At 64.6% G+C, this 20,494-nt stretch carries 17 protein-coding genes; 9 read left to right on the top strand and 8 right to left on the bottom strand.

Features of this window, described 5'->3' with window-relative positions; all coding sequences use genetic code 11:
• Nucleotides 1-439: 439 nt before the first annotated feature.
• Entirely contained in the window at nucleotides 440-1,156 is a 717-nt protein-coding gene (locus BA190_RS33235; RefSeq protein ID WP_068298877.1) for a response regulator transcription factor, read from the top strand.
• Nucleotides 1,157-1,682: 526 nt separating this feature from the next.
• Here BA190_RS33235 and BA190_RS36345 read toward each other — a convergent pair.
• The 4 genes from BA190_RS36345 to BA190_RS33220 all read right to left on the bottom strand — a co-directional run bounded on the left by BA190_RS36345 (nucleotide 1,683) and on the right by BA190_RS33220 (nucleotide 7,799).
• Complete coding sequence (locus BA190_RS36345; RefSeq protein WP_156771816.1) at nucleotides 1,683-1,967, bottom strand: hypothetical protein; 285 nt, start codon at nucleotides 1,965-1,967, stop codon at nucleotides 1,683-1,685.
• 6 nt (nucleotides 1,968-1,973) lie between these two features.
• Nucleotides 1,974-3,962: a hydantoinase B/oxoprolinase family protein gene (locus tag BA190_RS33230; RefSeq protein WP_156771815.1), complete on the bottom strand. Its 1,989-nt coding sequence runs from the start codon at nucleotides 3,960-3,962 to the stop codon at nucleotides 1,974-1,976.
• Between the two features lie 12 nt (nucleotides 3,963-3,974).
• Entirely contained in the window at nucleotides 3,975-6,077 is a 2,103-nt protein-coding gene (locus tag BA190_RS33225) for a hydantoinase/oxoprolinase family protein (RefSeq protein ID WP_068298874.1), read from the bottom strand.
• A gap of 261 nt (nucleotides 6,078-6,338) precedes the next feature.
• Nucleotides 6,339-7,799 (bottom strand): aldehyde dehydrogenase family protein, encoded by a 1,461-nt coding sequence (locus tag BA190_RS33220; protein ID WP_068298871.1) that lies wholly within the window; start codon nucleotides 7,797-7,799, stop codon nucleotides 6,339-6,341.
• Nucleotides 7,800-8,108: 309 nt separating this feature from the next.
• Between BA190_RS33220 and BA190_RS33215 the strand changes: the two genes are divergently transcribed.
• The 5 genes from BA190_RS33215 to BA190_RS33195 all read left to right on the top strand — a co-directional run bounded on the left by BA190_RS33215 (nucleotide 8,109) and on the right by BA190_RS33195 (nucleotide 14,247).
• Nucleotides 8,109-9,320 (top strand): 3-hydroxybenzoate 6-monooxygenase, encoded by a 1,212-nt coding sequence (locus BA190_RS33215; RefSeq protein WP_068298865.1) that lies wholly within the window; start codon nucleotides 8,109-8,111, stop codon nucleotides 9,318-9,320.
• 48 nt (nucleotides 9,321-9,368) lie between these two features.
• Nucleotides 9,369-10,163, top strand: coding sequence for a class II aldolase/adducin family protein (locus BA190_RS33210; protein WP_068298863.1), 795 nt, complete (start codon nucleotides 9,369-9,371; stop codon nucleotides 10,161-10,163).
• Between the two features lie 339 nt (nucleotides 10,164-10,502).
• The gene (locus BA190_RS33205; RefSeq protein ID WP_068298861.1) at nucleotides 10,503-10,940 is read left to right on the top strand and encodes a MarR family winged helix-turn-helix transcriptional regulator; all 438 of its coding nucleotides are present in this window, start codon (nucleotides 10,503-10,505) and stop codon (nucleotides 10,938-10,940) included.
• Nucleotides 10,941-11,218: 278 nt separating this feature from the next.
• Nucleotides 11,219-12,571 carry an MFS transporter gene (locus BA190_RS33200; protein WP_068298858.1) on the top strand — a complete coding sequence of 451 codons (1,353 nt, stop codon included), beginning with the start codon at nucleotides 11,219-11,221 and terminating at the stop codon, nucleotides 12,569-12,571.
• Nucleotides 12,571-14,247, top strand: coding sequence for a GMC family oxidoreductase (locus tag BA190_RS33195; RefSeq protein ID WP_068298883.1), 1,677 nt, complete (start codon nucleotides 12,571-12,573; stop codon nucleotides 14,245-14,247). The genes BA190_RS33200 and BA190_RS33195 overlap by 1 nt, the downstream gene beginning before the upstream one ends.
• Before the next feature lie 93 nt (nucleotides 14,248-14,340).
• Here BA190_RS33195 and maiA read toward each other — a convergent pair whose 3' ends face one another.
• From maiA to BA190_RS33175, 4 genes are read right to left on the bottom strand one after another with little or no spacing between them, the layout of a single operon-like run.
• Nucleotides 14,341-14,985 carry a maleylacetoacetate isomerase gene (maiA, locus tag BA190_RS33190; protein WP_156771817.1) on the bottom strand — a complete coding sequence of 215 codons (645 nt, stop codon included), beginning with the start codon at nucleotides 14,983-14,985 and terminating at the stop codon, nucleotides 14,341-14,343.
• A complete protein-coding gene (locus BA190_RS33185; RefSeq protein WP_068298851.1) occupies nucleotides 14,985-15,686 on the bottom strand; it encodes a fumarylacetoacetate hydrolase family protein in 702 nt (233 codons plus the stop codon). The genes maiA and BA190_RS33185 overlap by 1 nt, the downstream gene beginning before the upstream one ends.
• 32 nt (nucleotides 15,687-15,718) lie before the next feature.
• The gene (locus BA190_RS33180; protein ID WP_068298848.1) at nucleotides 15,719-16,279 is read right to left on the bottom strand and encodes a maleylpyruvate isomerase N-terminal domain-containing protein; all 561 of its coding nucleotides are present in this window, start codon (nucleotides 16,277-16,279) and stop codon (nucleotides 15,719-15,721) included.
• The gene (locus BA190_RS33175; protein WP_068298847.1) at nucleotides 16,279-17,355 is read right to left on the bottom strand and encodes a cupin domain-containing protein; all 1,077 of its coding nucleotides are present in this window, start codon (nucleotides 17,353-17,355) and stop codon (nucleotides 16,279-16,281) included. The genes BA190_RS33180 and BA190_RS33175 overlap by 1 nt, the downstream gene beginning before the upstream one ends.
• Before the next feature lie 91 nt (nucleotides 17,356-17,446).
• On the opposite strand from BA190_RS33175, the gene BA190_RS33170 reads away from it, so the two are divergent.
• The 3 genes from BA190_RS33170 to BA190_RS33160 form a co-directional block, all read left to right on the top strand.
• Nucleotides 17,447-17,875 carry a MarR family winged helix-turn-helix transcriptional regulator gene (locus tag BA190_RS33170; protein ID WP_068298844.1) on the top strand — a complete coding sequence of 143 codons (429 nt, stop codon included), beginning with the start codon at nucleotides 17,447-17,449 and terminating at the stop codon, nucleotides 17,873-17,875.
• 293 nt (nucleotides 17,876-18,168) lie between these two features.
• The gene (locus tag BA190_RS33165) at nucleotides 18,169-19,164 is read left to right on the top strand and encodes a LysR family transcriptional regulator (RefSeq protein ID WP_082980221.1); all 996 of its coding nucleotides are present in this window, start codon (nucleotides 18,169-18,171) and stop codon (nucleotides 19,162-19,164) included.
• 230 nt (nucleotides 19,165-19,394) lie between these two features.
• Nucleotides 19,395-20,494: hydantoinase/oxoprolinase family protein (locus BA190_RS33160; protein WP_162275280.1), on the top strand; the 1,100-nt coding region annotated here is incomplete at its 3' end.

Raw genomic sequence — 20,494 nt, 5'->3', positions numbered from 1 at the left:
ATGAAGGACAGCAAGGTCATCGTCGCCATCAACAAGGACGAAGAGGCCCCGATCTTCCAGGTCGCCGATTACGGCCTCGTCGCCGATCTCTACACCGCCCTGCCCGAGTTCAAGGACGAACTCGAATGCGGGAGAGGAGCGACGGCCCGCGACAATGAGGTCCAACTCTAACGCCTCTCCAGCATGAGGGAAACGTCCACGGGGAAGGAATCACGATCGACGTGAAGCTGGCGAAAAGCGTGTTCCCCATGCGCGGAGCCGATGCATGTGGAGCGGTTGGCTTCCGAAAAATCTCAAGCGGGACCGAGTTCCCGTTCTTTGTGCCGCAGGCGCCGTCGACTGCGGTGATGGAGGCTTGCGGCATCGCTCACTGGAGAAGGCAAAGCTGCGGTCGCGCAAAAATGGATGATACGGGCATGTGCCCTAAGCGGGGTAGTAAATGTTCGAAGAAGAGGTTGAACAGAACGATGTCGCAGCCACTCCCCTCGTCTATCTTGTTGATGATGACGAGGATTTCCGCGACGAAATGGTAGCAGGCCTATCCAGATTGGGCCTAAACGTACACGGATTTCACAACGCTGACGCCTTATATAGAGCTTATGCGGTCAAGCCGGCGGAGATCGTGATCCTCGACATCGGCTTGAAGGGTGAAGACGGTCTGTCCATCGCCGCTCATTTGCGGTCTTCGCAATCGGTCGGAATTATCATGGCGACCGGCCAGGGGGCGATAGAGGACAGAGTCGCCAGCTTTCGGAAAGGCGCAGACGTCTGCCTCGTCAAACCCATTGATGTCCGAGAACTGGCTGCCACAGTGGTGACGCTCAGCAATCGTGTCAAAGGCAATCTCACTTCGCAGCCTCCCCCTCATGCGCCGCAATGGGCCCTGGTGGAAGGAGGCTGGGCACTCACCGACGGCCTGGGCCATCGTCTGCGTTTGACTGCCTCCGAGCGGCGCATCTTGGAGCGCTTGTTCCGTGAGCGCGGCAACACTGTCGAACGGAGTGCGCTCGTCGAGGCTATGGGCGCAAATATCTACGACTTTGACTACGGAAATCTTGACACCATCGTGAGCCGCTTGCGTCAAAGAGCCAAGAAGGCAGACATGCATTTGCCTCTGCATGCTATCCGTAGCCGTGGATTTTTCTTTCCAGATTAGGCATAGAGGCTCGATTCTATTCGGACAGCGACGATCAAGGTCTCGCTCGTTGGGATATGCGGACGTGCTTCCACCTGGGCTGAAGATTCAAAACGCAAGAACCGCCCTGATGGTCAGACCAGGACGGTAATTGATTTATGACAGAATTGGTTGCGGGGGCCAGCAACCACCGATACTGACACTCGATCGAAGCGCCTGTTTAATAAGGGAAATATACGGTTTTACGTCGATTTTCGATCTCGGATGGGCCATCGACCAGTCCAACGCATGGACCCATCCTCCCGAGTCGGCTGGGCAACTCAGATATCCAGTGCCGTTGACCTCCTTTTGAACGCTAATTCGACAAACCGAAACCTTCGACACGGCAGCGGCAACCATAGTCGCTACAATTGTCAGGCAAAGTAATGCCAGAGAAGGGCGTTGCCTGAGCTATTTCGCGGACGGCTTGCAAAAATCCTGAACGGCCGCCCGGCTACATTCGGGGATCGTACGTCATTTCATGCGTCCCGCTTGCGTTTCCCGATGATTACTCCTCCAGTTCCCAGCGCCGGTATGAGGGCTCGTCCATCGGCGCGATCTCGGTGGCCAACAAGACGTGGCAACCCGGACAGAAGACCTGGCGCAGGCCGATGGGCCGGTCGGTGAAATGCGAAGCGGGTGCGCGTACACCGGGCCCGGCTGCTTGGGAGGGCCGCTCGCGGCGGATGGCGTTGGCGAAGGGATCGCCGACGCTCGCCCCGAGGGCATGATCGCAATGGCTGCAGACGATGGTGCCGTCTGCGCGAAGGCTGACATTGTCATCGATCTTCATGGCTCCTCACTCCGCGGCCTGGTTCGGGACGGGTTCGCCGACACGCTCGCATCGAAGCTGGGTGCGGCGCCGGCGCGTCGCCGGGTCGTCGGCGCTGCCGTCGATATTCAGCAACACGCCATAGATGTCGTTGGCCGCCTGGACGGACACCTTGCGGGCCTCGACGTCGCGGGCGACTAGGATGGGATCACGCAGGAGCGGATCGCCATAACCGCCGCCGCCCTGCCAATGGGTATAGTAGACATCCTGCTCGCCGAGATGGGTCTCCAGATGCGCCTCCAGGATGTCGGCGGTGCCGCCCGCCTCCTCCAGGGTTGCCGGAATGCGGCCGGCGGCGAAAAGCTCGGCGACACGGGCATTGCGCTTGAGGACGTCATATTGGGTGCCGGCGGGATAGCCGCCGCTGATGCCGGTTGCCTGCGGCAGCGCCTTGCCGGTGGCCGAGACCACCAGATGCACGCCGCCGATGGGGGAATCATGCGGGATGAAGCAGCTGGAGCCGCCCATGCCACCGCGGAAACGCCCCGGCCCGCCGGAATCCGTCTCCTCCCGCCGCCACAGATAGAGCATGGGGAAGCTGAATTCGTTGATCTCGACATCGGCGACGCGCCCCATCGGGATGCAGTTGAGGCCGCCGGTGTCGACCCCGTCCTGGTCGACGCGGGCCCCCAGGCCACCGGCCATGGAATCGCAGATCATGGTCACGAAGGGATTGCCGCGCTGGTCCAGCCCGGCGAGGACCGCAAGGTCCCAGGTGCCGCAGCATACGCACATCAGCGATTTGCGGTGCTCGGGATGCACGTCGAGCATGCCGGCGACGCATTCCGACACCACGTTCTGCGTAGCCCAGGCCGACGCCACGGAAGCCTTGCCGATGCCGGCGGGGAAGTTGCAATTGTTGATGGTGCCGGGCTCGCTGATGATGTCGAGGCAGCGATAGAGCCCGCCCGGCGACCAGGGAATGTCACCGCACAGCATGGTCAGCACGATGGGCATGATGCCGCCGCGCAGGCCGGCGAAGGTGCAATTGGCGAAGCCTTCGGTTTCCTTGTCGGTGCCGGTGAAGTCGAAGGTCAGCCGGTCGCCCTGCTTGGTCATGGTGAGCAGGATCTTGTAGAGGTTGCGGTCGCTGTGGCGGAAGGAGTCCTGGTGGGCAACCCCGCTCCAGGTGCCGTCCGGCAGTGCCTGCAGCTTGGCCCGCAGCCGCGCCTCGGCATCGTTCATCATGCGCTTCATCACCGCCTTGACGGTGAGCGCGCCATATTTGGCGATCAGGGCTGCGAGGCGCTCCTGGGCGATATTGTTGGCACCGATCTTGGCCCGCAGATCGAGCGCGATCAGGCGCGGTACCCGGGAGCGGCGCAGATACATGTCCTCGATGTCGGCGCGGATACTGCCGCCCTCGACGATCTTCACCGGTGGGATCGGCGTCGATTCCCAGAAGACGTCGCGCCCTTCCACCGACCAGCTTCCCGGCGAGACGCCGCCGAGGTCGACTTGATGGCAAACCACGGCCGTCCAGGCGAAGACTTCGCCGTCATGCACCAGCGGCGCGAAGACGGTGACGTCGTTCTGGTGCAGCCCACCGCCGACCCAGGGATCGTTGCACAGGAACATGTCACCGGCCTGGAAGCCGGGCAGGCGGGAGCGGTTTTCCAGCGTCCATTTCACGGCCATGTCGACCGAAGCGGCAAGCTGGGTGTTGTAGAGGCCGACGACGACGGAATCGCCGCACTCGTCGAGGATGGTGGCGCCGAAATCGTTGCAGTCCGTCACCACGACGGACCCCGACATGCGCTTGAGGCCGTCGCCCATCTCCTCGGCGATGGCGGCGAGGCGGTGGCGGATGACCTCATAGGTCAGGGGATCGACGGCCTCGATGTCCTCGGCGGTCACCCGGTGCAGCCTGGCACCGGATGCCAGCTTTCTGGTCTCGTCGGCGGCTTTCGGCTGATAGGCGAAACGCTCCGACCCTGCGATTTGAATGAGCGGCATGGTTCCCTCCCCTCAGCCCTGTTCCGCGACGCGAATGGCGAGATTGCCATAGGCATCCACCACGCCGGCGAAGCCTTCCGGCAGCGCGACGGTGGTGGTCGGTGTCTCCACCACCGCCGGTCCCGACAATTTCGACCCTGCGCCCAGCGAGCGATAGTCGTAGATCTTGGTGTCCTGCCAACCCTTGCGCGTGTCGAGGAACACCTTGCGGATCGAGGACGGCGTGGGGTCGGCGCTCGCGCTTTCATGCGCGGCGAGATCGGCACGGATCGGCAGTATGCCGATGGCACGCACGCGGTAGGTGATGATCTGCAGGCCGGCATCGCTGAAGCCGGCGCCCTTGCCATAGATGCGCTCATAGAGCTGTTCGAAGCTGTCGCCGATGCCGGCGATCTCCGTTTCGCCGAGCGGACCGCCTGGCACCGGGGTGGTTACCTCGGCCATCTGCATGGTGTAGCGCAGCTCTGCTTCCCGCTCATAGACCACCTTGGCGAAGCGCAGCTTCTGCTGGACCAGGCGTTCGGCCAGCTCGGTTTCGAGCTTCTCGAAATTGCCGTTGAGCGTGGCGGGGTCGATGGGGAAATTGCCCGGATCCGACATTTCCGCGGTCAGCACGATGTCGGAGGAGGCAAGCCCATAGGCCGAGAACACCGCTGCCGTCGAACCGAGCGGCACCACCACTTCCGACACGCCGAGATCGGCCGAATAGTTGACGGCATGCACCGGGCCGGCGCCGCCGAAGGAATAGAGCACGAAATCGCGCGGATCATGGCCGCCATTGACGACGACGCTGCGCACGAGGTCGGCGGTCTGGGCGTTCTGGATGGCGTAGATCGCGGCCGCGCCCTGCTCCACCGTCAGGCCGAGCGGTTCGGCGATCCTGGTACGGATCGCCTCCGCCGCCAGCTCCTTGGACAGTTTCTTGCGCCCGCCCAGGAAATTGTCGCCGTTGACGATGCCGAGCACGAGATCGGCATCGGTGACGGTCGGCTCCTGGCCGCCCTCGCCATAGCAGACCGGGCCGGGACGGGCGCCGGCGCTACGGGGGCCGACACGCAGATTGCCGCCGCCGTCGATCCAGGCGATCGCGCCACCGCCGGCCCCGATGGTGCGTACATCGACCATCGCCGTGTTGATCTGGTGCTGGTGCAGCACGGTGGTCGTCGTCGTGCTCGGCTTGCCGTCGCGCACCAGACCAACCAGGAAGGTCGTTCCGCCCATGTCGGTGGAGATGATGTTCTTGTGCCCGAGGCGTTCGGCCAGGCGCAGGCAGCCGATGACGCCGCCGGTGAGCACCGAGCCCAGCGTGCTGACGGCATGCTTGGGCGCGTCGACTGCCTGCACGCAGCCGCCGGAGCCCTGCATGATCAGGAGGGAGCCTTCGAATTTCTTGGCGCGCAACTCCTCTTCGAGCGGCGTGAGATAGCCCTTCAGCACCGGCCCGACCTGGGTGTTGATGATGGTGGTGGCGCTGCGGGTATATTCGCGGATGCGCGGGCTGGTTTCATGCGAGAGCGCGACATAGAGCTCCGGCGCTTCCTCCTGGATGATCTCGCGGATGCGCCGTTCATGCACGGGGTTGCGGAAGGCCCAGAGCAGCGAAACAGCGATCGCACGCACGCCGTCATCGCGCAGCTTCCTTACGGCCGTGCGCACGCCCTGCTCGTCGAGGGGAACGATGACAGCGCCCTTATGGTCGATGCGCTCGTCGAGCTCGATCACATCCCGATGCGGTACCAGCGGCGCCGGCTTGTTGGTGCGGGAGATGTTCTGGACGGCGCTCGGGTCGAGCCCAGCATAGCGCCCTTCCAGATTCATGATGCGGATGGAATCGGCATGTCCGCGTGTGGTCAGGAAACCGACCCGCGCCACGTCACCGGTGACGACGGCATTGAGCGTGGAGGTGGTGCCGTGGACGATGTAATCCGTCTGCGACAGCAGGTCTTCCACACTGCTCCCGACGGTATTCGCCAGTTCGCCCAGGACATTGATGAAACCGCGCGAGAAATCGGGCGGTGTCGAATGGGCCTTGGCCGAGGCCAGCACGCCTTCCGTGCTGGCCAGGAAACCGTCGGTAAAAGTACCGCCGGTGTCGACACCGATTACATAGGTCATGGATCCTCCCTCGTATGGTTGTTCTGGTCAGCAGTACCCTCGCGCAGGCGCGAAACGATCGCCGTCTGCGTAAATCACCGGTGGGGAAATCGAACTGCTGCCGAACCTTGTTATGCCGGTTCTCGTCCTCTCCACCCTGCGCGCCGCAGCGAGGATGCGGATTGTTCTTCGTTTTTAATAAGTATACATATATTCAGTATGCTGTCAATATTATTGCGCCTTCATGTCGAACGGCACGCTTTGCGCGCAGACAGGCGCCCCTCAGCTTTTCGACAGCATGATGTTGATCGTCTTGGTTTCGGTATAGCCCAGCATCTCCTCGATGCCTTCCTCCCGCTCGATCCCCGAACTCTTCATGCCGCCAAAGGGAACGCCGATGAAATGCGCCGAAGAACCGTTGATCCAGGTATGGCCGGCGCGGATCTTGCGCACCATCCGCAAGGCGTCGTTGATGTCGTTGGTCCACACCGCGGCGGTCAGACCGTATTCGGTGCTGTTGGCCATCTCCACCGCCTCGTCGAAGCTGCGCCATTTGCCGACGGACAGGATCGGCCCGAACACTTCCTCCTGCCATAGCCGCATGCCCGGCTCGACATCGGCATAGACGGTCGGCTCGACCCAGTACCCCCTCTCGAACATCGGACCATCAGGGCGCTTGCCGCCGGTCATCAGGCGTGCGCCATCCGTCCTGGCACTCTCGAAGAAGGAAAGCACCTTTTCCAGTTGCCCTCGCGAATTGACGGGACCCATGCCGGTATCGGGCGATTGCGGGTCACCGAGCCGGATCGCCTTCACCTTGGCGACGACGCGCGCCAGCACGGCGTCATGGATATCGGCATGGAGGAGGAGGCGACTGGTCGAACCGCAGGACTGGCCCTGCCAGGCGAAGTTCATGCCACGCACGGCCGCCTCGGCGATCCGCTCCGGATCGACGTCCGGGAAAGCGATGAAGGGGTTCTTGCCGCCCAGTTCCAGGCTGATGTGCTTGACGCCGACCTCCGCCGCCGCGCGCTGGATCGCCCGCCCCGTCTGCGGCGAGCCGATGAAGGCGATGCGCTTGATCAGCGGATGCTGGACGAGGGCATTGCCCACGGTGCGGCCGTCACCGGTGATCACGTTGAAGACGCCGGGCGGCAGCGCATCCCGCGCGATTTCCGCCAGGATCATCGCCGAGAGCGGGCTGGTTTCCGGCGGCTTGACCACGATGGCATTGCCGGCCGCCAGCGCCGCCGCTGTCCTGGCCACCGCGAACATCAGCGGGTGGTTGAAGGGGGCGATGCGTGCCACCACGCCATAGGGCTCGCGCAGGGTGATATGCAGGTTCTCATGGGTGGAGGGGATCGTCGCGCCCTTCAGCTCATGGGTGAGGCCGGCATAATAATCGAGGCTGTCCACCGCAAAGCCGACATCGCCGCGCATGGGCGTGATGGTGTTGCCGGTGTCGGCAACCTCGACCTTGAGGATTTCCTCCGAGCGGGCGAGCAGCGCCTTGCCGAAATCACGCATCGCCCGGCCGCGAGCCAGCGGCGTCAGTGCGAACCATTCCGGCCAGGCGGCATCCGCCGCCTTGGCGGCACGGTCAACATCCCCGACCGTCGCACGCGGAACCCGGCCGATGACCTCCTCCGTCGCGGGATTGATCGACAGGTCGAATTCGCCATTGCCGGCATGCACGAGCTCGCCGCCGATCAGCATGCGATCCGCCTGGGTGACGTAGTTCATCGGACAGTGCTCCTCCCCTGCGGCAAGCCTCTTGGCAAGCTCGCCTGATTCTCCAATCGCCCGCTTGCCCCGCCCCTCGACGGGCTTCCGTCCGCCCGCGTCGCAGGCACCGTACCAAGGCAGCTCGACTGGTTCATTTGATAATTGACAGTATACGGATTATCAGTTAACTGTCAATTATCAAATACCCGATCGAACGCAGCCGGGATCGCCGTGCCTGGGGCATCTGCCCCGGCCACCGCACGGTCTGCCGTGCCGTGAAGGCCGCACCGATCCCAAGGACCGGCCAGAGGAGAGGAAACAGTGAAAATGCAGCACAGGACCGTCATTGCCGGCGCTGGAATAGGTGGTTTGGCGGCCGCCCTCGGTCTCGCCCGCAAGGGTCACGCCAGCACCGTGCTCGAACGCGCGCCCGTGCTCGGCGAGATCGGCGCAGGCATCCAGCTCGGCCCGAATGCCTTCCACTCCTTCGACTATCTCGGCGTCGGCGATGCCATGCGCAAACTGGCCGTCTATGTCGACCGGCTGCGCATGATGGATGCTCTGACGGCCGAGGAAATCGCCTCGATCGACCTGACCGAGCCGTTCCAGAAGCGCTTCGGCAATCCTTATGCCGTCATCCACCGCGGCGACATGCACCGCGTTCTCGTCAATGCCTGCCGCGCCGATCCGCTCATCGAGCTGCGCACCGGCTGCGCCGTGACCGGCTTCGAGCAGGACGGCACCGGCGTCACCGCTCTGCTGCAGGGCGGCGAGCGCGTCACCGGCAACCTGCTGATCGGCGCCGACGGGCTATGGTCCAACATCCGCACCCAGCTCGTCGGTGACGGTGCGCCCCGGGTGACGGGGCATACCACCTATCGCAGCGTCATTCCCACCGAGCAGATGCCGGAAGACCTGCGCTGGAACGCGGCGACGCTGTGGGCCGGCCCCAAATGCCATATCGTCCACTATCCGCTGTCGGACTGGAAGAGCTTCAACCTGGTCGTCACCTACCACAACGACGCGCCGGAGCCGGTCGCCGGCAAGCCGGTCAGCCAGGAGGAAGTGCTCATCGGCTTCCAGCATGTCCATCCGCGCGCGCAGGACATCATCCGCCATGGCAAGGACTGGAAATTATGGGTGCTGTGCGACCGTGACCCGACCGATACCTGGACGAAGGGGCGGGTCGCACTGCTGGGCGACGCCGCCCATCCCACCCTGCAATATATGGCGCAGGGCGCCTGCATGGCCCTGGAAGATGCCGTCTGCCTTGCCGACGAGATCGCCGCCCATCCCGGCGACCACGAGACCGCCCTCGCCTCCTACCAGCACCGCCGCGTGACCCGCACAGCGCGTATCCAATTGATGTCGCGTGCGGTCGGCGATCACATCTACCATCCGGCGGGCGTTCACGCCCGATTGCGCAACGAGATCATGTCGGCCAAATCGCAGGAGCAATGGTACGACGCTCTGCAGTGGCTGTATGGCAGCAACGGCCTCGGCGTAGCCTCGGCTCCCCAATCCATTTCGGCGGCCTGACCGCCTTGCACCGATCCAGCCTTTCAAGAGTATTTCGAGGACCTTCTCATGTGTGTCGATAAATCCCACGCTTCCGAAGATGCCGCAGGCGTCGTCGTCGCCGACCAGGCGGGAGCGGGCGTAGCGCCCTCGCCTGCCCTTATCGAGGACCTGGTCAACGCCAATCACATCCTGTTCGACCAGGGCGTCGTCGATGCCTTCGGCCATGTCAGCGTGCGTCACGATCACCGTCCGGACCGTTTCCTGCTGGCGCGCAACATGGCGCCGGGCCGGGTGGGCGCCGAGGACATCATCGAGTTCACGCTCGACGGCGATGCCGTCAACGCCGAGGGGCGCCGGGTCTATCTCGAACGCTTCATCCATGGCGAGATTTATCGCCGCCGCCCCGACGTGATCGCCGTGGTCCACAGCCATTCGCATGCGATCGTGCCCCTGAGCGTGTCGAAGTCCACGAGGCTGCGAGCCCTGTTCCACATGGCCGGCTTCATCGGCCAGGCCGCGCCCGTGTTCGAGATCCGCGAGGCTGGCGGCGACAGCACCGACCTGCTCATTTCCAACAATGCGCTCGGCCGCGCTTTGGCCGAACAGTTCGACGCCAGCGACATCGTGCTGATGCGCGGCCACGGCTCGACGGTCGTCGCCCAATCGCTGCCGCAAGCGGTCTACCGGGCTGTCTATGCCGAACTCAATGCCCGCTACCAGCTCGAAGCCAGCCGGCTCGGCGAGATCACCTATCTCAGCGAGGGCGAGAGCCGGACGGCTGCGCAGAACATCGAGGCGCAAGTCCATCGGCCCTGGGATCTGTGGGTCGAGCAGGCAAAGGCGCGGCGTGGCCGGGGCTGAGGGTCGGGCCCGGCGACGGGTTCAAGGCTCGAACTCAGGTTAATGAGGCGAATCTTTACCCCCCCCTCGATGGGGAGGGTCGGCTTGAAAGGCCGGGGTGGGGTGTTTCTCTCGATTTGAATTCGAAGACTTCGGAAAATCTTTTGAAAGGGTGGTCCGTAATCACCCCACCCCGACGCTTCGCGTCGACCCTCCCCATCGAGGGGAGGGTAAAAAGTCGCGCCTCGTCCTCGGAAAACAATTCTTGTTGACCTGAGTCCCGAGTCCGGCCGACGGGCTGCTTTGATTTGCCGCGGGCGATGATTTAACTATCGTCCCGCGAAAATTGGGTAGCATTCGATGACAGAGCTCTATGGCATGCCGGGACATCTGATCCGGCGCGCGCAGCAAATATCGAGCAGCATCTTCGCCGAGGAGTGCGATGGCTTCAATCTGACGTCGGTGCAGTTCGCGGCGCTGTTCACGATCCGCGCCAATCCCGGCCTCGATGCCACGCGGCTGTCGAGCCTGATCGCCTTCGACCGCTCGACCATCGGCGACGTGCTCGAGCGCCTCGAGGCAAAAAAATGGATAAGGCGGCGGGCCAGCCCGACCGACAAACGCGCCAAGCTGCTTTATCTCGCGCCGGCCGGCGAAAAGCTCCTGGGCGATGTCGAGCCGGCTGTCCATCGCGTGCAGGAGCGCCTGCTCGCACCGCTGCCGCCGGAGAGCCGCGCGACGATGATGCGCTTGCTCACGGAGCTGGTCAGCCTCCACAACGAGAGCACGCCCCCCTGATCTGCGCGTTCGGACGGTGAGGAAGCGCGGCATCCGACCGTCCGGCGAACGCCCAATCGACCTTCATATCGGCGGCCGATTTTATTGACAGTATACAGATTATATGTATACGTACTAAATTGAAAAATCGCACGGGCGCGCCCTCCTGGCTACCCTCCGAAGAGGCGGCCAGGGCAAATCGCGGGGCCACGCCCGCTCGACTTCGACAAGAAGCCAATAAGGATCCCGGCCGGATCTCTTCACGGATGACAGCCGGCCACTCGGGGAGGAAACAAGACATGGCGAGCCCCTCGCTCAACGTTTCGCGGCTGATCGACGAAAAGCCGATCAGCAGGCTGCAGATCGCCGTGATCGCCCTGTGCGGCTTGATCAATTTCTTCGATGGCATGGATACCCAATCGATCGGCGTGGCGGCACCGTTCATCGCCAAATCGCTCGGCCTGACCATCCCCCAACTCGGTCCCGTCTTCTCGGCCGGTCTACTGGGCGCTGCCCTCGGTGCCATCGGCTTCGGCGCCATCGCCGACAGGGTCGGCCGCAAGCGCCTGCTGGTAATCGCCGCTGTGCTCATCGGCATCTTCACCCTGCTCACCGCCTCCGCCCAATCCTTCAACAGCCTGATGCTCTGCCGTTTCCTCGCCGGCATCGGCCTGGGCGGCGCCACGCCCTGCTTCATCGCGCTGACCGCCGAATATACGCCGGAGCGCCACAGGGCGACCTGCGTGACCTTGATGTGGTCCTCCTTCCCGCTCGGGGCGATGGCGGGTGCCTTCATCAATTCGCGGCTGATCGAGCATTTCGGCTGGCAGATGATTTTCTATATCGGCGGCATGCTGCCGCTGGCGATTGCCGTCATCCTGGCGATCTGGCTGCCGGAATCGCTGAAATTCCTGATCGCGCGGCGCAACGACACGATTGGGACACGCCGCATTCTCCAGCGCATGGGCGTGGCTTCCCTCCCCGAGGGCACCGTGCTGACGGCCGATGGCGACAAGGCCGAACGCGCCTCCTTCGGCTCGGTTTTCCGTGGGGGACTCGCGCTCGGCACGCTCCTTCTCTGGGGTCCCTTCTTCACAGGTATGGGCGTCCTGACCCTCACCGTGCTGTGGACGCCGTCCCTGATGGGCATGAACGGCATCTCGCCGGCGGACGGCGCCTTCGTCGTCGCCTTCAACGGTCTCGGCGCCTTCTTCGGACAGGCCGTTGCCGGCCGCTGCATCGAGCGGTTCGGCATCATTCCGACCATGGTGCCGGCCTTCATCCTCGGGGCCGCTGCCACGGTCGGCCTGGGCTACAGCGTGGCGTCCGTGCCCGCAGCCTCCTTGTGCATCGGCCTCGTCGGCCTGTTCCTCGGCATCGGCACGGCCGGCGCCATCGCCATGGCCGCCGAAATCTACCCCACCGCCATCCGTGCCACTGGCGTCGGCCTGAGCATGGCGGTCGGGCGGTTCGGCCAGGTCTGTACGCCCTATTTTGCCGGCCAGATGCTTGCCGTGGGCGCCTTGCCGGGGCAGATCATGGTCAGCGCGGGGGTAGCGGCCGTCATCGGCGGCATCTTCGCCCTGCTGTTCAAGATGTGGCTCTCGCGCCGGCCGGCGCCGCCGGCTTCCGAACTGAAGGCAGCATCCTGATGGCCGACGAAACCCCGATCCAGGATGCCGGCACCTATGATTTCGTCGTCGTGGGGGGCGGTTCGGCCGGCTGCGTGCTGGCGAACCGCCTGACGGAGGGTGGCGCCAGCGTGCTGCTGCTCGAAGCCGGGCAATGGGATCGCGATCCCCTCATCCACATCCCCGTCGGCATCGGCAAGATCTTCCCGCAACGCCTGCATGACTGGGGCTATTTCATGGAGCCCGATCCCGGCATCGACGGCCGCGGCATCGAATGTGCCCGCGGCCGGGTGATCGGCGGTTCGTCCTCCATCAATGTAATGGCCTATGTGCGCGGCCATCGCAGCGACTATGACCGCTGGGCGCAGTCGGGCCTCGATGGCTGGTCCTATGCCGACGTGCTGCCCTATTTCCGCCGCTCCGAAACCTGGGAGGGCGGCAGCAACGCCTTCCGCGGCGACGCCGGCCCGCTGCGCGTGCAGCGCACCCGCTATCGCGACGGCATCCTGGCCGACTTCATCGAAGCCGGACGGCAGGCGGGCTATCCCGTGACGACGGACTATAATGGCGCGCAGCAGGAGGGCTTCGACTACATCCAGGAAACCATCCATGCCGGCAGGCGCAACAGCGCCGCCACCGCCTATCTGCGTCCAGCCCTCGGTCGCAAGAGCCTGCGCGTCATCGTCGGTGCCCGTGCCGACCGCATCGAAATGACGGATGGCCGCGCAACCGGCATTCGCTTCACAGAGGGCGGCCGTACCCAGCTCGCCCAGGCGCGCCGCGAGGTCGTGCTAGCCGCCGGCGTGATCAATTCGCCAAAGCTGCTGATGCTGTCGGGCATCGGCGATCCCACCCAGCTGGCCGGGCACGGCATCGCGGTGAAGATCGCCAGCCCCGGCGTCGGCGGCAATCTGCGGGACCATCTTTCGGTGATGGCGAGCTACCGCCGCAAGAGCCCGAGCTGGTTCCAGCAGGAAATGCGCTATGACCGGCTCGCTTTGGCCATGCTGAAATCCCTGCTGCGCCGGGACGGCTTTGCTTCCGACGTGCCGATCGGGGTGACCGCCTTCCTGAAGACCCGGCAGGATCTGCCGGCGCCCGACATCCAATTCCTGTTCCTGGCCGCGCCCTTCCCCGCCCGGCCCTATCTTCCGCCGTTCAGCACCCCGGTGCCGGATGGCTTCGGCTGCCGGGTCGCCCTGCTGCGCCCTGAGAGCACCGGCACGATCACGCTCAGCTCGGCCGATCCGGCGGCGAAACCGCGCATCACGCCGAATTTCCTGACCTCGGAACAGGATCGCGATACGCTGCGCGAGGGGCTGCGCATCCTGCGCAGGACCATGAACCAGCCTTCCATGGCACCCCATATCATCCAGGAGAATGCGCCGGGCCTCGCCGCTCAGGACGATGAAGCTCTCGACGCCTTCATCCGCGCGACCTCGGTGACCGTGCACCACCCGGCCGGAACCTGCCGGATGGGCGGGGTTGAGGACGCGCGGCGCGTCGTCGATGGGCAGCTACGGGTCGCCGGCGTGGAGGGTCTTCGGGTTGTCGATGCCTCGGTGATGCCGGACCTGGTGGGCGGTAACATCAACGCCGTCGTGATGATGATCGCGGAGAAGGCGGCCGACATGATGCTCGGCAGGCCCGCTTTGGCGCGTGCCGAGGACCTGCAGGGACAGACCATGGCCGCATGACGAAACGAAAACGGCAATGCTGCGCAGCATTGCCGTTTTTTGATTGATCAGTCTATTATTTGAAGACCTAAATCTTCCGCCCCCTCATGCAGGTCAGGCTTCTCGGTCGGGCTGCCTGACGGGATGGGCGTCTGCGAAAGCGGGCAGCGCCTCGCAGGCGGCGTGGACCGCGCGCAGCCTTGGCATGGCCGAGAGATCTGCGCCAAAACGCTGGGCCGAAAACATTTGCGGCACCAGGCAGATATCGGCCAGGGTCGGCGCCTCGCCGAAACAGAAGGTCGAAGGCGCGCGGCGGGCGAGCAGGGCTTCGCAGGCGGCCAGGCCGTCGACGATCCAGCGCTGGCACCAGGCATCCAGCGCTGCCTGGTCGGCGGCGAAATTGGTCTTCAGATAATCGAGGACGCGAAGGTTCTGCAGCGGGTGGACATCGCAGGCGATGACCTGGGCGAAGGCGCGTATTTCGGCGCGCGCATTCGCATCCCCGGGCAGCAGCTTCGGCTCCGGCCTGGTCTCGTCCAGCCATTCGATGATGGCGAGCGACTGGGTCAGGCGGAAATCTCCCTCCTCCAGCGCCGGCACCAGGGCCTGCGGGTTCAGGGCGCGATAGGCCGGCGCCTTCTGCTGGCCGCCATCCTTGCGCAGATGCACCGAGGCAAAATCATAGGCCACACCCTTGAGATTGAAGGCGATGCGGCAGCGATAGGCCGAAGAGGAGCGGAAATAACCGTGAAAGCGGATCATTCCGCCACCCCGATCGTCAGCTCGATCGGATCGAGCCCGTCGATGCCGCCGGTGATGACATCGCCGGCCACCACGGCGCCGACGCCAGCCGGCGTCCCCGTCATGATCAGGTCGCCCGGCTGCAGATGGTAATAATGCGAAAGATGGCTGACGATTTCGTCCACCTTCCAGATCAGGTCGTCGAGACGGGCTTCCTGCTTCACCTCGCCATTCACCGCCAGATGGATGCGCTGCGGCCCGATGGCCGCGAAATCGGCGGCCTTGGTGATGGCGGCGAACACGGCCGACTGCTCGACATCCTTGCCGAGATCCCAGGGGCGCTGCTTGGCGCGCGCTTCGAGCTGCAGGTCGCGACGCGTCATGTCGAGGCCGCAGGCATAGCCATAGATCGCCTTCTGCGCGGCGGCGCGATCGGCCTTGAAGACCGGCGCGCCGATGGCGATCACCAGCTCCATCTCATAGTGGAAATTCGAAGTACCGGGCGGATAGGCGACCGTCGCGCCACTCTGCTCGGCGGTCAGCGCCGATTTGGTGAAATAGAACGGCGCCTCGCGGTCCACCTCGACGCCCATCTCGGCGGCATGGGCGGCGTAGTTGCGGCCCACGCAGAAGATGCGGTGAACCGGATAGAGGGCGGTCTCGCTTTTCACCGGCACGGTCGGCCAGACGGGAGAGGCAAAGAGGTTTGCTGTCGTCATCGGATCATCCTTTGCTGTGATATCGGCAACCGTCAGCCCTGCAAGCCGGGCGGCAAGTCGCGCAATCGTGCTCCATTGTCGAGTTCGAGGGCGCCACACCAGAGACGGCGCGCGCGCTCCATCGCCGTGGCGCGCAACGCGCGCGGCAAGCCGTCGGCGTCGGGTGCGAACGCATCCCAGGCACTACCCGGCAAATCGCGCCAGACGACGTTGAGATGAACGGCGGCGTGCTCGAACAGATGACGCAGCGCCCGGGCAGGCAGCGTCGCGCCAAGCTCGATCTCTCCGATCCGCGCGGTCTCGTCGTCATAGAGGGGCGGCATCGCCTCGCCTGCTGTTGCCGCCTCGACTTGCCGGCTGATCGCTCGCGCCTGATAGGCGACATCGCAGATCACATGCGCGCGGGTCCAGCCTGGAACCCGGCAGGGCGCATAGAGCGCGGCATCGTTCAGTTCGCCGAGCTTGCGGGCGAAATAGGCCGTGCCCAGCCGGGCCAGCGCCAGCGCATCCGCCGGCGCCTCCGGCGCATCATAGCGTGCGCCGGCCCCCTGCCGCTCCTGCAGGGCTCGGCGGGCAGCGTCGAGCTCGCCCATCAGTCGCCGCCCTCGACCAGCACGCGGTCGAAATTCAGGCGCTCGATGATGGGGGCGTCGGAGAAGCGGAACAGGTCGAACTGGCTCTCGGCCTGGAGCGACCAGGGCACCCAGGAAGGCACTACGAAGATGTCGCCCTTTTCGAGCCTGTGCGTCGCGCCGCCCATCACCACGGCGCCCCTGCCGTCGAAGACCTGGAACACCGAGGAGCCGACTTCCCGCCGCACCGCCGTTTCGGCACCCTGGCGCAGGCGGTGGAACTCGGCGCGGATGGTCGGCATCACGTCGCCGCCTGTGGTCGGGTTGACATAGCGGATCGCGGCATGGCCCTGCTCCACCGTCGCCGGCTGGCCCTCCTCCTCGAGCAGCAGCTGCTCGGTGAGCGCGCGGTCGGTATATTCCCAGCGATAGGCGCCGATCGGGGAGGAAACCGTGTTCTGCAACCCCGACAGCGGGCGCAGGCCCGGATGACACCACAACCGCTCGCTGCGCGAGAACCGCGGCGTGGCATAGTCGGTCACGCGCTCGGACCCGAATTCGAAAAAACCGACATCGTTCTGGTAGGAGAAGGGGATGTCGAGGCCATCGATCCAGGCCATAGGCTGGTCCGTCTCGTTGTGATGCCCATGGAAATTCCAGCCCGGCGTCAGCAGGAAATCGCCCCGGCTCATGCGCACGGGATCGCCATTGACCACCGTCCACACCCCCTCGCCCTCCACCACGAAGCGAAAGGCATTCTGGGAATGGCGATGCTCGGGCGCCGTCTCCTTGGGGCCGAGATATTGGATGGCGCACCACAGCGTCGGCGAGACATAGGCCTCGCCGCCGAGGCCGGGATTGGCGAGGCCGATAGCGCGGCGTTCCCCGCCGCGGCCAACCGGGACCAGAGCTCCCGATGCCTGGGCCAGCGGGAAGAGATCCGACCATTTCCACACATGCGGCACCGCCTTCGGGCGCGGGTGGCGCGGCATCAGGTCGCCGAGCTGGGTCCAGAGCGGATTGAGGTGCTGATCCCTGAAGTTGGCATAGAGCTTGCGCAGGGCCGGCGTGTCTTCGGGCTGCATCGCATTGGCCATTATCGTTCCTCCCAATTAAATAGTACGTATACTTACTAATTGGATTTTGTCAATGATTGTCGCGGCCGCGGCGCGCTGGTAGGAAGCGAGCATGGCATTCATCCATCACCTTCCCGGCCACCTGATCCGACGGCTGCACCAGCTTTCCATCGCGACCTTCACGCAGAAGACCCAGGAAGCCGGCTTCGATTTGACCCAGCTTCAATTCGCGGTGCTGTCCGTGCTGGAAGAAAATCCGGAGATCGATCAGGCCACGCTGGCAACACTGGTCGACATGGACAAGGTCACCATCGGAGATGTGGTTTCCCGGCTGGAGGCGCGTACGTTGATCCGCCGCGTCGTCAAGAAGACCGACCGGCGCGCCCGAACGCTTACCTTGACCACAGGCGGCAAGACCCTGCTCGCCGATGTTCGGCCCCTGGTAATCGAGATTCAGGCGGACATTCTCGGCTCGCTGTCAGCGGAAGAGAAAACCCGTTTCATGGCCCTCGTCACCAAGGTCTGCCGGCCAGCCGATTGAGCGCCTTTCGTGATTGGCAGTTTTGGTGTGGCTGGATGAATGAAGGAGCGCCCATAGTACAATGCAGGTCATTCATGCGTCTTGTTTACTCGACCTTTGTCATTGCCGGGCTCGACCCGGCAATCTAGCCTGGATCTCCGCGTTGCGCGTGCGGCTTCTGGATAGCCGGGTCAAGCCCGGCTATGACAATTTTGAGCGCTTCTTCCTTAACTGAACCGCATTAGCCCATAGCAGGTTCATACATAGGTGAATTCATAACCATCCAGAGCCGATCGTGAGCGGGAAAAGTTCCAATGCCGAGCACCGATACGATTCCACCCGCCCAAGGACATGGCGCTCAACGCTTGTTCGCCTCCCAAGCCACGCTCCATAAGCTCGAGATCTTCTGCATGGTCTGCGACCTGCAGAGCGTCACCCGCGTGGCCGAGCGGCTGCGTATCGCCCAGCCCGTCGTCAGCGCGCATCTGCGCTTCCTCGAGGACAAGGTCGGCGCCAAGCTGTTCGAACGCAGCGGCCGCCGCCTGGTGCTGACGCGGGAAGGTATCCGGGTCGAGGCCTGGGCTCGCGACATCGTCACCCGGACACGCGAACTGGAGCGCGAATTGGCCCTCTCTGGCGACGGCGAAGCCGGCAGCGCCGTGGTCTCTGCTTCGATGACCGTCGCCTCCTATGTGCTGCCGCCGATGTTTGCCACCTTCCGCCGGACCGTGCGGGAGGGTGGCATCACCGTGCAGGTTTCCAACCCGCAATTCGTCACCGCCAGTGTGCGGGACGGCTCCTGCGACTTCGGGCTGTGCATCCTCGATCCCCGGCACGATGTCGATGGCCTCGGCGTCGAGAAGCTGTGGACCGAACAGCTGGTCTTGGTGGTTGCCGCCGACAGCACCCTGGTCGGCGATAGTGCCGATGCCGAAGCCATCGCCAGCCTGCCTTTCATCTCCTCGCCCCGCCAGCAGGTTCGGCGCGAGCTGGAAGAGGATGCGCTCTATGCTCATGGCATCCGGCATCGCGAGGTCATTCTCGAATTCGGGCATCCCGAAGCCATGAAGCAGGCGGTGCGCCATCACGCCGGCGTGGCCTTCGTACTGGAGAGCTGCGTGCGCGACGAACTGGCCCGGGGCCTGCTGCGGCAGGTCGCGACGCCGGGCCTGGACCTGCCCGTGCCCGTCTTCCTGATCCACAAGCGGGGCAAGAGTTTCTCGCGGTTCCAGTCGCGGCTGATGGATTTCGTGCGCGAAGCCGCCGCGGCTGGTCAGGTACCGAGCTTCAAGGCTCCAACGGCGCCGTGAACGCAGGCCGGTATCGCCATCCATTCATAGTCATCTGGCTATGCATCACCGCGAATTATATATTGGATTGCTGCGAATCCCGGGCGTAAAACTCGATCCATGCTCGCGGGAAATAAGAGCCCCGCGCCGGGATAGAATCCGATTTCGATCGCATGCCCAGCCGCGCTGCCAGCGTTGCAAACCCTTGCGCTCGACCATGGATCACCCGGTACCAAGCTGGGAGGAAGTCCATGTTTCTGGGTGTCGATATTGGCGGCACGTTCACCGACCTCGTCCTCCTGGACGAAGACGGAGGCCTGATCACCACCAAGGCCCTGTCCACGCCGGGCGAATTGGAGGTCGGCGTCTTCAACGCCGTGCAGGATGCCGCCGCTCAGCGCGGCATGACGGGCGAGGAGTTGCTGGCCCGCGTCGTCGCCTTCGGCCATGGCACGACCCAGGCGACCAATGCGGTGATCGAGCGCGACGGCGCCCGCACCGGCCTCATCGCCACGCGAGGCTTCGGCGACACGCTGGCGATCCAGCGCCTGATGGGCTTCACCGCCGGGGTGCCGGTCGACCGGCTCGGCTGGTATTCGCGCCGGCGCTATCCGCAGCCGATCGTGCCGCGCCATCTGGTGCGGGAGATCCGCGAGCGCGTCGACCATGCCGGCAAGGTGCTGGTCGCGCTCGACGAGGACCAGGTGCGGGCGGCCGTTCGCTCCCTGGCGAGTGAGGGCGTCCAGACCTTCGCGGTCGCCTTCCTGTGGTCGTTCCGCAATCCCGAGCATGAGCGCATCGCCGCCCGCATCATCGGCGAGGAAGTGCCGGGCGCCTATGTCAGCCTGTCGAGCGAGGTCGCACCCGTCATCGGCGAATATGAGCGCACCGCCACCGCCGCGCTCAATTCCTACCTCGCCCCCAAGGTGGTCTCCTATCTCGACGGCATCGAGCAGATGCTCAGGAAGCGCGGCTTCAAGGGCGCCTTTTCCATCCTCAATTCGGCCGGCGGCGTCATGCCGGTCGCGGAGGCCGCGCGCCGGCCGGTGACCCTGGTCACCTCCGGCCCAACCGGTGGCGTGATGGGCTCGGTACACCTGGCCAAGAAGCTGGGCTATCGCAACCTCATCACCACCGACATGGGCGGCACCTCCTTCGACGTCGCCATCGTGGTCGACGACAAGCCGCTGATGTCCACCAATCACGAGGCGGGCGGCTTCCATATCGCCACGCCGATGATCGAGGTCCGCGCCATCGGCGCCGGCGGCGGCTCCATCGCCCGCGTCGTCGACGGGCAGCTGCGCGTCGGGCCCGACAGCGCCGGGGCCCGGCCGGGGCCCGTCTGCTACGG

This window comes from Labrys sp. WJW (assembly GCF_001676615.1).
In the GTDB taxonomy this organism is placed as follows: domain Bacteria; phylum Pseudomonadota; class Alphaproteobacteria; order Rhizobiales; family Labraceae; genus Labrys; species Labrys sedimenti.
The sequence above is the reverse complement of the archived record's forward strand: the minus strand, read 5'-3'. Positions and strand labels throughout refer to the sequence as shown.